Genomic DNA, 13,932 nt, shown 5'->3' on the forward strand with positions numbered 1-13,932 from the left:
GGAGTCCTTAGAGTATGGTTTAGGCGCGACAAGCCAAGCTTGCCGCGCCCTATTTGTATTACCGGGGTGATTACCAGCGGTAATGTGCGAACGCTTTGTTCGCGTCTGCCATACGGTGAACGTCTTCACGTTTCTTAACAGCAGAACCTTTGTTGTCAGCCGCATCAAGCATTTCGCCTGCTAGACGCTGAGCCATAGATTTTTCACCACGCTTACGCGCAGCTTCAACCAACCAACGCATAGCTAGTGCGTTACGACGTACTGGACGTACTTCTACAGGCACCTGGTAAGTTGAACCACCCACACGGCGAGACTTAACTTCTACCGCTGGACGTACATTTTCAAGAGCTTTTTCAAAGATAGCTAGGTGTTCTTCACCAGAACGCTCAGCCATTGTTTCTAGTGCAGAGTAAACAATTTTCTCAGCAGTAGATTTCTTACCGTCAACCATTAGGATGTTAACGAATTTTGCCAGCAATTCAGATTTGAACTTTGGATCTGGAAGGATCTTACGCTGACCGATTACGCGACGACGTGGCATGGATATTCTCCGTTGTCTTCTTCAGGTTATCCAAAACTTTTCAGTTTCTTCAAAAATTAAATAATTTTAGTGTTTGGCCTTACTTAACGGAATCCATTAAGACTTAGGACGCTTCACACCGTACTTAGAACGACCTTGTTTACGGTCATTAACGCCTGCACAGTCAAGTGCACCACGAACAGTGTGGTAACGAACACCCGGAAGGTCTTTAACACGACCACCACGGATTAGAACAACTGAGTGCTCCTGAAGGTTGTGACCTTCACCGCCGATGTACGATGTTACTTCGAAGCCGTTTGTCAGACGTACACGACAAACTTTACGAAGTGCTGAGTTAGGTTTTTTAGGAGTAGTAGTGTATACACGAGTACATACACCACGCTTCTGTGGGCACGCTTCTAGTGCAGGCACGTTGCTTTTTACAACTTGCTTAGCACGTGGCTTACGTACCAACTGGTTAATAGTTGCCATTAAATAGCTCCTGAAATATTACTTTCGTAAATGTGAAAAATCTGCCTCCCAACAACAGGAGGACGCGAAATTTTAGGCATCGCACCCAAGGGTGTCAAGATGTAACCAGCGATCAATCAAATGATTATTTCTTAATCAACCTGATATCCACGGGTTTTCCAAGGTTTGAGAATGCCTGTCAAGCCCACTTCATTTGCGTTTCGCAATCAACAGTCAAGCCAACAAAGCCTTTATAATCAACAACATTGACTTCAAGCTTAAGCTTATCCTGCAGCCCGCGAGCAGCTAAATCCTCTGCCAGTAAATAAATTTTTACGCCGGCATCTTGGAACGAAAAAATTGGGCTATTTTCAACCGTAGCAGCGATAACTGCGTCTTGGATCAGCAAAATCGAGTCATTTTGGCTGATCACCGCAACCGATTCATCAAACGCTCGGGATTGAAATGGGGAGCGGGTAAAAATATGGAGCATACAGAGCCTCACCGAGAAAGGGCTTAGAATGTCAGCACGCGTTGGCAGGCATGCAAATGGCCGGAAAACTCATCCGCATCGCAGGCAATAACATCGATCAGCAGATCGTCTGTCGTTAGACCGCGAGCCTGCAATGACTGGCTGCAGACATAAACCTGTTCGATGTCATAGAGTTCAAGCATCTTGAAGGTAGCGATATAGTCGCGGGATAAAATGTCTTTTGGCTGCTGGCCGTCCAGTAACTGGTAAACACCGTCGCCATGAAAGAACAGCGAAATATCTTCGCTATAGGCGGATGTCGCCAATACCGCGTCAAGGCCTTCACGGCCCGAAGCAATACCATGAGGGGCATGGCGGAATACAAAACCTAGAGATGTCATGATTATCCTGCTAAAACTGAATAACGCGATCGGCGGTCAACATGGCTTCGGCCAAACCACCCAACCCTGCCTGCTCAAAACCTTCCGCCAAATTACTGCTTGCCAGTTGGTTCTGTTCGGCTTCCTGGGGACTGATGATGCCGCGGCGCAGAGCTGCCGCGACGCAGGTTTGCAGCTCGGTGCCGTGAGCCCGTGCCAGTTGCTGCCAAGCCGCGACCAAATCAAACTCATCCGACGCCGGAGCCGTCAGGGCGGAGCCATTGTGCACCCCGTCCTGGTAGAAAAACACCCGTGACAAGCGGTGCCCTTCAGCCAGCAGCGCAGCGGCAAACTGATAGGCCGAGCGTGCTGACTGAGTCCCGTAGGCCGGGCCTTCTACAACCAGCACATAATTTAGGCTCATTTTTCGCCATCCTCGGTTTTGCGCTGGCGGATGTAGAGGTAGACCGTGTGCTTGGAAATATTGAGTCGGTCAGCCACCCGGTTGATGGCGTCCTTGATATCGAAGATGCCCTTGTCGAACAGCTCCATCACGATCTGGCGGTTCTTGGCATTGTTTGACACGTTCTTGTCGGCGTTGATCTCTTCGATGGTGCGCTCAACGGTCTGGTCAACCAACTCGTCGACATCGCTGGCAAAGTTCACGCTCGATGCCGCCTGCTTGGCTTCATCAGTCGGCATGAAGGATTGCAGGATCTGCGAGAACGGGGCATCGAGGTTGACGTTGATACACAGCAAGCCGATGATGTCATTGTCGCCGTTGCGGATCGCAATGGTGATCGATTTCATCAGGTCGCCGCCCTTGGCACGGGTAAAGTAGGCACGAGAGAAGTTTCGCTCCGAGCCTTCGATATCACGCAGCATGCGCAGGGCAAGATCGGTGATCGGCGAGCCCACTTTACGGCCGGTATTTTCCCCGTTGGCAATCTTGATTGCAGAGGTATTGAGATCGGCCAGCGAGTGCAGCACGATTTCACAAAATGGGCCAATCAAGGCGGCCAAGCCGTCAACGACAGCCTCGTATGAACGTAGGATAATGTAATCGTGCTCGCTAAAAGCACGCGGCTCAATCAAGTCACTCTCGACCATCACTTCTGAGCCAAAATTTTCAGTAGATACCACGCGTCTATCTTCCTTGCTGTTTGCCCATTCTATTTAACGTCTGCGCCACAGAAGTGGGAAAAATTAATAGAATGGGCTATGCCTCACCGCGAATGGATATTTCACGGCGATTGATAAATTTTCAAATCTTGCTTGCAAGTTTATCAGATTTCAGACATAAGCCTGAACATTTTCACATCATATACAACTGGGGTGATAAAAAAACCCAGCCGAAGCTGGGTTTTTAAACTTATCCTTGCCTGTAAACTGGCTACGTGCAAGATTACTGGGCAGCTTCTTCTGCTGGCTGTTCCGCTTTAACGATATCCAGAAGCTCTACTTCGAATACCAGCGTTGAGTTAGCAGGGATGCTTGGGTTTGCCTGAGAGCCGTAAGCTAGCTCTGGCGGGATAACGAAAGTGAACTTGGAGCCAACTGGCATTAGCTGAACACCTTCAGTCCAACCAGAAATTACTTGGTTCAGCGGGAAAGTGGCTGGCTGGTTGCGCGCGTACGAGCTGTCGAACTCTGTGCCATCGGTCAGCATGCCTTTGTAATGGACTTTAACGGTATCAGTCGCTGCCGGCTTGTCGCCTTCACCTTGAGTCTCTACTTGGTAAAGCAGGCCTGAGTCAGTCTTCACTACGCCATCTTTCTTCTCGAACTCAGCACGGTAATCTTCACCAGCCTTGATGTTCTTCTCGGCTTCTTCCTGTGCTTTCTGCTGGGCAATTTCAGACACGCGCTGATCCAGCGACTGAAGCGCCTGCTGGGTTTCTTCCGGCGTCAGGCGGCTCTTGTCAGCAAACACATCAGTCACACCCGCTAGCACTTGCTCTTTACTCAATTCCAAGCCCAGCTCTTTTTGCTGATCCAGGTTTGCAGCCAAGTACTGAGCCAGAGACGCACCAATTGCGTAAGCAGCTTTGTCATCTTCGGTCGCGAAGGTCGCCGGTGCGGCTTCAGCTGCCACCTGCTCTACTTTTGCAGGCTCTGCCGGTTTTGTTTCCGCTGCTTTTTCATCTTGGCAGCCTACAGCTAGCAGGATCGTTGCAGCCAAAACAGACATCTTCAGAACAGGTTTCATGTATTTCTCCATTTTAAAATGAGGCAATGCCTCAAAAATCAGTCGCCAGCCTTTTCATCAAGCGGTATGAAAAGCACTGTAGATCAATATACTAATATGAACCTTATGAATTCACTGCCCGGCAGTGCATTCATAAGGAAATGACACTATGTGTTAACCAAGTGGAACCAGACCTTAATGCAAACAAAAAGATACGTGCCATGCTTCATTTTGGCACTTTTCATTCTCACTGGCTGTTTTTTTTCCGGAACTGAACTCAATCGCTGGCCCCTAGCCCCGGAAGGCACCACCAGTTTCAGCCTCAGCCGAGACGGACGGTTTGCTCTCTACCACTCAGCCCAACAAGGTATCGTGCTGTGGGATTTACAGCAAAACAAAAAGTTAGCGGAGTTTGGTTCTCAAGATCCATATCACAATACGGTGCTTAGTAGCCATATTTCCGATAACAGCCGCTACGCCATCACCGCAACCGCGCAAAACTTTTCCGTTTGGGATCTGGCCTGGGGCCAATCCGAAGGGCTGTGGTCGATATCCGACGGCCTTATCCGTGATGCCGCCATCGCCAACAATGGCCAGCATGTACTGCTGGCACTATCCAACGGCAAAGCCCTATACGTCGACTTGGGCAGCGGAAGACGGCTAGAGTTCCTTGCCCACCGCGAAAAAGTCAATTCCGTCGCCATTTCAGCCAATGGCCGTTATGCCCTTTCCGGGGGAAATGATCATTCCGCCTATCTATGGGATACCCAAAGCGGCCAAATCCTCCAGCACTTTGAGCACCAGAGCCGGATCAGCCGAGTGGCCTTGCAGCGTGATGGTAAACTGGCGATGACGGCAGATGGCAGTAACGACATTCTTATCTGGGATCTGCAAAGCGGCGAGCAAGTCTCTTCGCTGGCCGTAAGGATGCGCCAGCAGATCTTATCCAGCGCCCGGTTCTCGGACGACGGAAAGCTACTCGCTACTGGTTCCCCTGCCCGCCGAGTCGAACTGTGGGACACCCAAAGCGGTGATAATCTGGGGCGCTGGGAAGCGGCAGCCAAACAAGATACTCGACCACCCGCTGCGGTGGTGTATGATGTGGCCATTACGCCCGACGGTCATGTGATCTCGGGAACGTCAGCAGGTATCGCCCAGCAATGGACGACGGAATAACGCAATGAAAGAAATCGAACAGCTACAAGCCCGCATCGACGAGCTTGAAATGAAGCAGGCTTTTCAGGAGCAAACCATCGAGGATCTCAACCAGGCCCTGACCGAGCAGCAGTTCCTGATTGACAAGATGCAGACGCAGTTGAAGTTCATGGTCGGCAAAGTCAAGGGGATGGAGCCATCCAACCTGGCCAGCGAGTCGGAAGAGACACCGCCGCCGCATTATTAAAAAACAAAAAAGGAGGCTGCGGCCTGTCTCTTATACACAAGTCCCCCGCTTCATGGCGGGGGCTTTTTTTGAACTCTTTTTCTTTATTGCGATCCGATCTTACACAATATGAGTAAAGGTCATCATCATGATAGGGAATTCTACTTTAGAATGGGCTCAACAAACCTTTTCGCATGCCAAGCTTGGCGACTCTAGACGTACACAACGACTAGTCCAATTAGCCAGTGATATGGCATCTAATGTTGGAGTGTCTATTGTGCAAGCCTGCCCTAATCCCGCCTCTATTGAAGGGGCATATCGCCTCATCCGTAACCCTGATGTTGAAGCCAATGCGATAGCTGAAGCCGGTTTTGTGGCAACAACTAACGAGGCTGAAGCGCATGACTTATTACTTGCCCTTGAAGACTCCACCGCTCTAACCTACACGCATAAAAGCCTCTCCGATGAACTTGGTCACGTGAACTCGGGAAATCGAACCCGGGGGATGCTAGCTCACTCTGTTCTGTTGTTTGCACCACGCGAGCAAAAGGTTGTGGGGCTAATCGAACAACAGCGGTGGACGAGGGATATTGCGACTCGAGGCCGGGGACATAAGTTCGCCAAGCGACCGTATGAAGAGAAGGAGACCTTCAAGTGGCAACAGGCATCAACCGCAATGTCTGAACGTTTAGGTCAACTCCAAGCCCGAGTCATTTCAGTGTGTGATAGGGAGTCAGACATCTACGAATACTTACATTACAAGCTGACCAACCAGCAGCGTTTTGTTGTGCGCTCGACCTATAGTCGCTGCATTGAGGAAAGTGGTTATAAGCTCCATGATTATGCAAAGGAGTTATCCCCATCGGGACAACGAACTGTCCATATTGCTCAACGGGGTGGTCGCAAAGCGCGTAAAGCAACATTAGATGTATGCTTTGCTCCTATTACGATTAAGGTTCCAGCCAATAAGTGTGGCAAGTCACTTTCTCTGTATTATGTTGGTTGTAAAGAGCGAGGTGACAACAACGAAAAATTGGAGTGGCACTTACTGACTTCAGAGCCAGTGACAACGTTAGCGAAAGCCCAGGAGATAATCAGTTACTACGAACAGCGCTGGTTGGTTGAAGAGTTCCACAAGGCGTGGAAAAGTGATGGAACCGATGTCGAAGCACTGCAACTTCAATCAAAGGACAACCTGGAGAGAGTTGCCGTCATTCAAGCGTTTATCGCTATCCGCTTGTTACAACTTAGAGCAGAAAGCCGCGGACAAGAAACCAGTAGCTGTGAGTCTGTTCTACCCGGAATATGCTGGAAATTATTATGGGTCAAACAAGAAAATAAGCCCTTACCAACAACAGCTCCAGATCTGAAATGGGCTCGAGTTACATTAGCAAGGCTAGGCGGATGGTATGACAGTAAGCGAACAGGGCGGCCCGGTTGGGCCGCCCTATGGCGAGGCTGGTATAAATTAGCAGCAATTCAAGAAGGATACCTTATAGCCCAATCCTTTACCTCTGATGAGATGTGATCAAGAGACAGGCCAATTGGCTTCCTTTTTTCATGCTAATCGCGAGGGATTAGTGTGAGCAGCCGCAGCCGCCTTTTTCTTCGCCGCCGCAGCAGCCTTCTTCTTTCTCACCGTGGTCGTGGTCGCCGCAGCTACCGCCGCCACAGCAGCCGCCACCCTGGTGGATGTGGCCGTGAGCAACTTCTTCTTCAGTCGCCGCGCGAACAGCAACAACTTCTACGCCGAAAGTCAGCGTCTGGCCAGCTAGCATGTGGTTGCCGTCGACAACAACGTGGTCGCCGTCAACTTCAGTCACTTCTACAGGGATTGGGCCCTGGTCAGTGTCAGCTAGGAAACGCATGCCAACAGTGATTTCGTCTACGCCCTGGAAAACGTCAGCCGGTACACGCTGAACCATCGCATCGATGTGCTCGCCGTATGCTTCTTCTGGAGCAACTGTCACTTCAAACTTGTCGCCAGCTTCGCGGCCTTCAAGCGCCTTCTCCAAACCTACGATCAGGTTGTTGTGGCCGTGTAGGTAATCAAGAGGTGCTTCAGTTGTCGACTGGTCAACAACAACGCCTTCTTCGGTCTTAACTTGGTAAGCCAGGCTTACTACGATGTCTTTAGCGACTTTCATGTTTACTCCAATTTTGAACTGGGTATCAAAGGATTTCGCCCGCATGATACCGGATAATGGCAGCAAGATGCCAATATTCTGTTTACAGGCTGTCCAGCCTATTTAGTCCTCGGGCTTGAAAATCCCGATAACCTGTTGTTTGGTTTGCGAGGAGAGTTGCTCGCTCTGCTCGACGGACTGAGGCGCTCTGGTATCGGTATGGCCGCATGATACACATTCAACTCGCTCGACCTCATTTTCCTGCCACCAGCGCAACGTATCCTGCTGACTACAGCTTGGACAGACTGCACCGGCGATAAACCGTTTCTTGGCCATGCTTTCGCTCCTTGCCACTATGTTCGTTGTTGTCACTATCGTATAGGGGCCGGTCAATCCCAGCCATTATGACGCTCTCGCTCTCCCCGCATTTCCCTATCAAAGATCTCTTCCAGCTCTTTGCGCGCTTCACGGGCCCGGGTGGCCAGGTGGACATCTTCCGAGTGCTGCGGTAACAAGTCCCTTAGCGTGGTGGTATCCAAACGGCGGAAATGGGCTTCTGCCCGTTTAGCTTGATAGGGATGCATACCCAGAGATATGAGGGCCTGACGGCCCAAATCAAGGGCGCCGGCAAAAGTTTCGCGGGAAAAGTTCTCGACGCCATGACTCAGCAATTGGTGTGCCTCAACCCGGCTTCTAGCCCGTGCTAGCACTTTAAGCTTAGGAAAATACTGCTGACACAATTCGACCACTTCCATCACCTCATCCGGCTCATCGGTACAGATGATGATCGCTTCCGCCTTATCAGCCCCGGCAGCACGCAGCAGCTCAAGCTGGGTCGCATCCCCGTAGTACACCTTGTAGCCAAACTTGCGCAGGAACTGGATCTGACTAGGATCGCGCTCCAGTACCGTGACCCGGATTTTATTGGCAAACAGCAACCGTCCCACGACCTGACCAAAACGGCCAAAACCGGTAATGATCACCCGTGGTTCACGGTCTATCACATCCGACTCCATTTCCGCCTCGGCCTCCGCCTTGAAGGTGCGGATAAACCACTTGTCCTGCAGCAGCAAAATCAGCGGCGTTGTCATCATCGACAAGCTCACTACTACCAACAAGAACGCCGACAGCTCGCCACCCAGCAATCCCTCGCCCATAGCTGCGGTAAACAGGACAAAAGCAAACTCACCGCCCTGGCTGAGGATCGCCGCCATCTGACTGCGCGACTTTGCCCGAGTGCCAAATATTCTGGCTAGCCCGTACAAAATTAGCCCCTTGATGCTGATAAGCGCTACAACTGCCATCAAAATCTGTAATGGATACTGCAATAGCAACCCAAGGTTGACCGCCATACCCACCGAGATAAAAAACAGGCCCAGCAATAACCCTTTAAATGGCTCGATGGCAATTTCTAATTCATGACGGTATTCACTCTCGGCCAGCAGCACCCCGGCCAAGAAAGTACCGAGAGCCATCGACAACCCGAGCGACTGCATCCCTAAGGCGATACCGATCACCAGCAGCAGCGCTGCAACATTAAACAGCTCGCGCACGCCGCTCATCACCACCCAGCGGAATAGCGGCCGCAGCAAGAAGTGGCCGCCGACCAACAAGGCAAGGATACCGCCGATCATCCAGGCAAAATCAATCCAGCTGCCACCGCCGCCACCGGCCAAAACCGGCAATATCGCTAGCATAGGGATCACGGCAATGTCTTGGAACAACAACACGGCAAAACCAGACTGGCCTGTTTCGCTGCCGCCAAGGTTTTGCTCTTCAATTACCCGCAAGGCAATCGCGGTGGATGACAAGGCCAAACCCATCCCGACCACTAGCGCATCGCGCCAAGACACCGCAGGCAGCAATGACTGACCAGCCAACATTAATACTAGGGCCGCAATCACCAAACTAGTGACTACCACCTGACTACCACCGAGTCCCAAAATCGGTTTGCGCATCTGCCATAGCTTCTTGGGGTTAAGCTCCAGGCCAATCAGGAACAGCAGCAGCACCACACCGAATTCGGAAAAATGGAGAATTGCATCAACATCGGAGATCAGCCGCAGCCCCCACGGACCAATGGCGATCCCTGCCAGCAAGTAGCCCAGCACCGAGCCCAGCCCCAAGCGCTGGGCAATCGGCACCGCTACCACCGCAGCGGCAAGAAAGACGACACTGACCGACAACACATCACTCGCCATACTTCGCCTCCTCCATCAGGGCCGTTGGCGCTTCCAGCCATTGGCGGTAGTCCTCGGCGTGTTGTGCTCGCTCATCGGCAGGTATCCGGCGGGCCCAGTGCAAAACCAAAGGCGGCATCCATTTCATCCGGCACAGCATGGCACTGAGCTCGAACGGACGGAGAATTTCATCCACACTGCAGCGGTTGTAGCCGTCAGGCGTATAAGCCTCGGCCGCCCCGCCGGTGGTGATCACCGAACGCCAATATTTCCCTTGGGTCTGGGTGCCTTCACCGTGGGCAAACCCCTTGCTCAGGACAACGTCGATCCACTCCTTGAGCAGCGACGGGCAGGAATACATATACAACGGATGCTGGAAAACGATGATGTCATGATCCCTGACCAGCTCGCGCTCGAAAGTAATATCGATGAAAAAATCAGGATAGGCCGCATAGAGATCATGGACCGTGACATGGGGGAGCCGGCTGATCGCTGCCAGCATGGCGCGGTTGGCGACCGATGCCTCTGGATCAGGGTGGGCATAGAGTACGAGTATGCGTGGAAGTCCTTTTGCTGACATAGCATTCCTTGTTACAACAGCAAAATATGCCTATTTCGCCATGAGTTACAACTTTTTATTAACCTATATCCACATAATACATAATTGCAGGCAAAGAGGATCGATTAATCGCCGTCTGCTGCCCGCTTGGTTGCTTTTATTTCCACCGAGGCAGGTATTAGCGGTCACCGCCGCTTTGCGGTAGACTCCGCACTTATTCTTGCATTCAGTTTTTGCGGAGCGGGGCACCCCGGCACAGTCAATGATCACTTTTTCCGATATCCAACTTCTACGCGGTGGCAAGATCCTGCTTGACCAAGCCACGGCAACTATCCACCCGGGCGACAAAGTCGGTCTGGTCGGCAAAAATGGCTGTGGCAAGTCCACCCTGTTTGCCCTGCTCAAGCACGAACTGAGCGTTGATGCCGGCAACTGCCAGTACCCGGCCAACTGGGAGCTGGCCTGGGTAGCGCAGGAAACCCCGGCCCTTGAGCGCGAGGCGCTGGAGTATGTGATTGACGGTGACCGTGAGTACCGCCAGCTCGAAGCCGACCTGCTCGCTGCCGAACAAGAAGACAACGGTAACAAGGTTGCCGAGCTGCACGGCAAGCTGGAAGCCATCGGCGGCTACAGCATCCGCGCCCGTGCTGCCGAGCTGCTTGACGGCCTTGGCTTTTCGCAAGAGCAAATGCAATGGCACCTGACCCAATTCTCGGGTGGTTGGCGTATGCGTCTCAACCTTGCCCAGGCCCTGCTTTGCCGCTCCGATCTACTGCTCCTCGATGAACCAACAAACCACTTGGATCTCGACGCTGTGATGTGGCTGGAAAAATGGTTGCAGAGCTACCGTGGTACGCTGGTACTGATCTCGCACGACCGTGATTTCCTCGATCCTGTCGTCAACCGGATCATCCACATCGAAAACCAAACCATGAACAGCTACACCGGTAACTATTCATCGTTTGAAACCCAGCGCGCAGAAAAGCTGATTTTGCAGCAGGCTATGTACCAGAAGCAGCAGAAACAAATGGCGCACATGCAGTCTTATATCGACCGCTTCCGCTACAAGGCCAGCAAAGCCCGCCAGGCACAAAGCCGGATCAAGGCCCTTGAGCGGATGGAAAAAGTACTGCCAGCCCAGTTCGATAACCCGTTCAGCTTCGAGTTCCGCGAGCCTAGTGCCCTGCCGAACCCTATTTTGATGATGGACCAAGTCGCTGCCGGCTATGGCGATAACCTGATCCTCGAAAAAATCCGCCTCAACCTGGTACCGGGCAGCCGCATCGGCCTGCTTGGCCGAAATGGTGCCGGTAAATCAACCCTGATCAAAATGCTGGCCGGTGAACTGCCTGCCAAAGCCGGGGATTTGACCTACTCGCAAGGGGTAAAAATCGGCTACTTCGCCCAGCACCAGCTAGAAACTCTGTACATGGACGACACCCCGGTCCAGCATATGGCACGCATTGCCCCGCAGGCCACCGAACAGCAACTACGCGATTACCTTGGCAGCTTCGGCTTCCTGGGTGATAAGGCACTGGAGAAAGTCGGCCCGTTCTCCGGCGGTGAGAAAGCCCGCTTGGTACTGGCACTGATCGTCTGGCAGCGCCCTAACCTGTTGCTACTCGATGAACCGACCAACCACTTGGATCTCGATATGCGCCAGGCACTGACGCTAGCCCTGCAGTCATACGATGGCGCCATGGTAATTGTCAGCCACGACCGTTTCCTACTGCGTGCGACCACCGATGATCTCTACCTCGTCCATGACCGCCAAGTCGTCCCGTTCAACGGCGATCTCAATGACTACCACAAGTGGCTGACTGAGCAGCAACGCAACGAGCGCCGCGAGCAGCAGTCCAGCAAACCGGAAGTGACCAAGGACAACAGTGCATCTTCGCGTAAAGAGCAGAAGCGCCTGGAAGCCGAGCTGCGCAAGCTAACCGCCCCACTGCGCAAAAAGATCACTCAGCTTGAAACCAAGATGGACAAGCTCAATGCCACTATCTCTGACGCCGAAACCCAGCTCAGTGACAGCAGTATCTATGAAGCTGAAAACAAAGCACGCTTAAACGAGCAGCTACAGCTTCAAGCCGATGCCAAGTCATCGCTGGAAGAAGTGGAAATGGAGTGGATGGAGCTACAGGAAGAACTCGAGGCGATGGAGCAGCAGCATGCCCCAGAGTAATGACCTAAGCCATTCGAGCCAAGCGCTGCTAAGCCATGATGCCTTCTGGCAGTTTAGCTACACTCACTACTTTAAGGCGGACGTCGAAGCCGCCTGTCTGGCCCTGCAGACGTTCCACAATGGCAGCATCAACCTAGCCCTGCTGATGATCTGGCTCGATGCACAGTCCATCGACCTCTCGTCGCCACAGCGCGAACAGTTGGAGCAAAGCCTCAAGCCGACTGAGGGCCTGCTCGGGCGCTACCGCCATATGCGCCGCTCGCTCAAACCCCAGCTTGATAGCAAGGGTTACGAGCAACTCAAAGACTTCGAGCTACAGATGGAGCGCCAGCAGCAGCACGATTTGATTGCAGCGTTAAACCAAATGCCGATCCGCCGCGTAGCAGACCATGAGCCTGCTGCAAACCTGGCGCGCTATTGCCATCGCCTGGGGGCTGTGGCATTGATAGACAAACTGATGGCGAAGTAGCACCACCTCGAGGAGCAATTATGACAATGGCTTTCCAACCAGCCAAAGGGCTCGCAAACCCCCACCTGCAAACCCTACTGCCGCGCTTTTTGCGCCGCAAGCCATTGTTCACTCCCCTTACCCAGCGTATCGAGACGCCTGATGGCGATTTCCTCGACTTGGCCTGGACCGCCCCCGTTGTCGAGTGCCAGCCCGGCCAGCCGGTGATGATCCTGTTCCATGGCTTGGAAGGCAGCTTTAACAGCCCCTACGCCAACGGCCTGCTCCATGCCGCCAAGCAACAAGGCTGGCTCGCGGTGATGATGCACTTTCGCGGTTGCAGCGGTGAGATGAACCGCAGGCCGCGCAGCTACCATTCCGGTGAAACCAACGACGCTCGTTTCTTTATCCAGTGGCTGCGCCAGCAACTGCCAAGCCAGCCCTTTGTCGCCGTGGGTGTGTCGCTTGGCGGCAATATGCTGGTGAACTACCTGGCAGAAAGCGGGGAACACTCCGAGCTTTCTGCCGCCCAGGTGATCTCTCCACCGCTGGACTTAGCGGCCTGCTCGGAGCGGATCCAGCAGGGCTTTTCCAAAATCTACCAGCAATACTTGCTCGGCTCGATGAAGCGTAACCTGGGCCGTAAAATCGCAGCCCTGCCTGACGATATGCCGGTATCGAGTGAAGTCGCAGAGCAACTGCAAACCCTGTGGCAATTTGACGAACACGTCACTGCCCCCCTGCACGGCTTCAAAAATGCCGCCGATTACTACCAGCGCTGCAGCGGGCTGCCCCGCCTTGCTGAAGTCACGGTTCCGCTTAGGGTGATCCATGCCAAAGACGACCCGTTCATGACCGAGGCGGTGATCCCGACAGAGCCACTGCCGCCGCATATCCAATATGATCTGTGCCAGTACGGCGGCCATGTCGGGTTCGTCACTGGCTCATGGCGCCAGCCGGACTTCTGGCTGGAGAAAACGGTACCGGAGTGGTTTAGTAAGGTTTTAGAACCTAGAACCTAG

Annotated in this window: 17 protein-coding genes; 6 read left to right on the top strand and 11 right to left on the bottom strand. The window is 52.9% G+C overall.

Features of this window, described 5'->3' with window-relative positions; genetic code table 11:
- Positions 1–70: 70 nt before the first annotated feature.
- The 7 genes from rpsG to fkpA form a co-directional block, all read right to left on the bottom strand.
- Positions 71–541, bottom strand: a complete 471-nt coding sequence (gene rpsG / locus ACXAGQ_RS06220; RefSeq protein ID WP_036818327.1) for a 30S ribosomal protein S7 — start codon at positions 539–541, stop codon at positions 71–73.
- Between the two features lie 96 nt (positions 542–637).
- Positions 638–1,012: a 30S ribosomal protein S12 gene (rpsL, locus tag ACXAGQ_RS06225; protein ID WP_004399892.1), complete on the bottom strand. Its 375-nt coding sequence runs from the start codon at positions 1,010–1,012 to the stop codon at positions 638–640.
- Positions 1,013–1,190: 178 nt separating this feature from the next.
- On the bottom strand, positions 1,191–1,484 hold the full coding sequence (tusB, locus tag ACXAGQ_RS06230; protein WP_475252588.1) for a sulfurtransferase complex subunit TusB: 294 nt from the start codon (positions 1,482–1,484) through the stop codon (positions 1,191–1,193).
- Positions 1,485–1,507: 23 nt separating this feature from the next.
- On the bottom strand, positions 1,508–1,864 hold the full coding sequence (tusC, locus tag ACXAGQ_RS06235) for a sulfurtransferase complex subunit TusC (RefSeq protein WP_475252590.1): 357 nt from the start codon (positions 1,862–1,864) through the stop codon (positions 1,508–1,510).
- Positions 1,865–1,874: 10 nt separating this feature from the next.
- A complete protein-coding gene (tusD, locus tag ACXAGQ_RS06240; RefSeq protein WP_475252592.1) occupies positions 1,875–2,267 on the bottom strand; it encodes a sulfurtransferase complex subunit TusD in 393 nt (130 codons plus the stop codon).
- Positions 2,264–2,986, bottom strand: coding sequence for a helix-turn-helix transcriptional regulator (locus ACXAGQ_RS06245; protein WP_317524775.1), 723 nt, complete (start codon positions 2,984–2,986; stop codon positions 2,264–2,266). Before ACXAGQ_RS06245 ends, tusD begins: the two co-directional genes overlap by 4 nt.
- 262 nt (positions 2,987–3,248) lie before the next feature.
- Positions 3,249–4,052 (bottom strand): FKBP-type peptidyl-prolyl cis-trans isomerase, encoded by an 804-nt coding sequence (fkpA, locus tag ACXAGQ_RS06250; RefSeq protein WP_475252594.1) that lies wholly within the window; start codon positions 4,050–4,052, stop codon positions 3,249–3,251.
- 177 nt (positions 4,053–4,229) lie between these two features.
- Between fkpA and ACXAGQ_RS06255 the strand changes: the two genes are divergently transcribed.
- The 3 genes from ACXAGQ_RS06255 to ACXAGQ_RS06265 all read left to right on the top strand — a co-directional run bounded on the left by ACXAGQ_RS06255 (position 4,230) and on the right by ACXAGQ_RS06265 (position 6,940).
- A complete protein-coding gene (locus ACXAGQ_RS06255; RefSeq protein WP_475252596.1) occupies positions 4,230–5,207 on the top strand; it encodes a WD40 repeat domain-containing protein in 978 nt (325 codons plus the stop codon).
- Positions 5,208–5,211: 4 nt separating this feature from the next.
- A complete protein-coding gene (locus ACXAGQ_RS06260; protein WP_039468948.1) occupies positions 5,212–5,433 on the top strand; it encodes a SlyX family protein in 222 nt (73 codons plus the stop codon).
- Positions 5,434–5,560: 127 nt separating this feature from the next.
- Positions 5,561–6,940: an IS4 family transposase gene (locus ACXAGQ_RS06265; protein ID WP_475251517.1), complete on the top strand. Its 1,380-nt coding sequence runs from the start codon at positions 5,561–5,563 to the stop codon at positions 6,938–6,940.
- 49 nt (positions 6,941–6,989) lie between these two features.
- Here the strand turns inward: ACXAGQ_RS06265 and slyD are convergent, their stop codons facing one another.
- The 4 genes from slyD to kefG form a co-directional block, all read right to left on the bottom strand.
- Complete coding sequence (gene slyD, locus ACXAGQ_RS06270; protein ID WP_475252598.1) at positions 6,990–7,559, bottom strand: peptidylprolyl isomerase; 570 nt, start codon at positions 7,557–7,559, stop codon at positions 6,990–6,992.
- Positions 7,560–7,661: 102 nt separating this feature from the next.
- Entirely contained in the window at positions 7,662–7,874 is a 213-nt protein-coding gene (locus ACXAGQ_RS06275) for a YheV family putative zinc ribbon protein (RefSeq protein ID WP_317524778.1), read from the bottom strand.
- A gap of 53 nt (positions 7,875–7,927) precedes the next feature.
- Positions 7,928–9,739 (bottom strand): glutathione-regulated potassium-efflux system protein KefB, encoded by a 1,812-nt coding sequence (gene kefB, locus ACXAGQ_RS06280; RefSeq protein ID WP_475252600.1) that lies wholly within the window; start codon positions 9,737–9,739, stop codon positions 7,928–7,930.
- The gene (kefG, locus tag ACXAGQ_RS06285; protein ID WP_475252602.1) at positions 9,729–10,298 is read right to left on the bottom strand and encodes a glutathione-regulated potassium-efflux system ancillary protein KefG; all 570 of its coding nucleotides are present in this window, start codon (positions 10,296–10,298) and stop codon (positions 9,729–9,731) included. The genes kefB and kefG overlap by 11 nt, the downstream gene beginning before the upstream one ends.
- Before the next feature lie 241 nt (positions 10,299–10,539).
- Between kefG and ACXAGQ_RS06290 the strand changes: the two genes are divergently transcribed.
- From ACXAGQ_RS06290 to ACXAGQ_RS06300, 3 genes are read left to right on the top strand one after another with little or no spacing between them, the layout of a single operon-like run.
- Entirely contained in the window at positions 10,540–12,462 is a 1,923-nt protein-coding gene (locus ACXAGQ_RS06290; protein WP_475252604.1) for an ABC transporter ATP-binding protein, read from the top strand.
- Complete coding sequence (locus ACXAGQ_RS06295; RefSeq protein WP_475252606.1) at positions 12,449–12,931, top strand: TIGR02444 family protein; 483 nt, start codon at positions 12,449–12,451, stop codon at positions 12,929–12,931. The genes ACXAGQ_RS06290 and ACXAGQ_RS06295 overlap by 14 nt, the downstream gene beginning before the upstream one ends.
- A gap of 20 nt (positions 12,932–12,951) precedes the next feature.
- On the top strand, positions 12,952–13,932 hold the full coding sequence (locus ACXAGQ_RS06300; protein WP_475252608.1) for a hydrolase: 981 nt from the start codon (positions 12,952–12,954) through the stop codon (positions 13,930–13,932).

Source organism: Photobacterium sp. ABD4_091 (genome assembly GCF_056160145.1).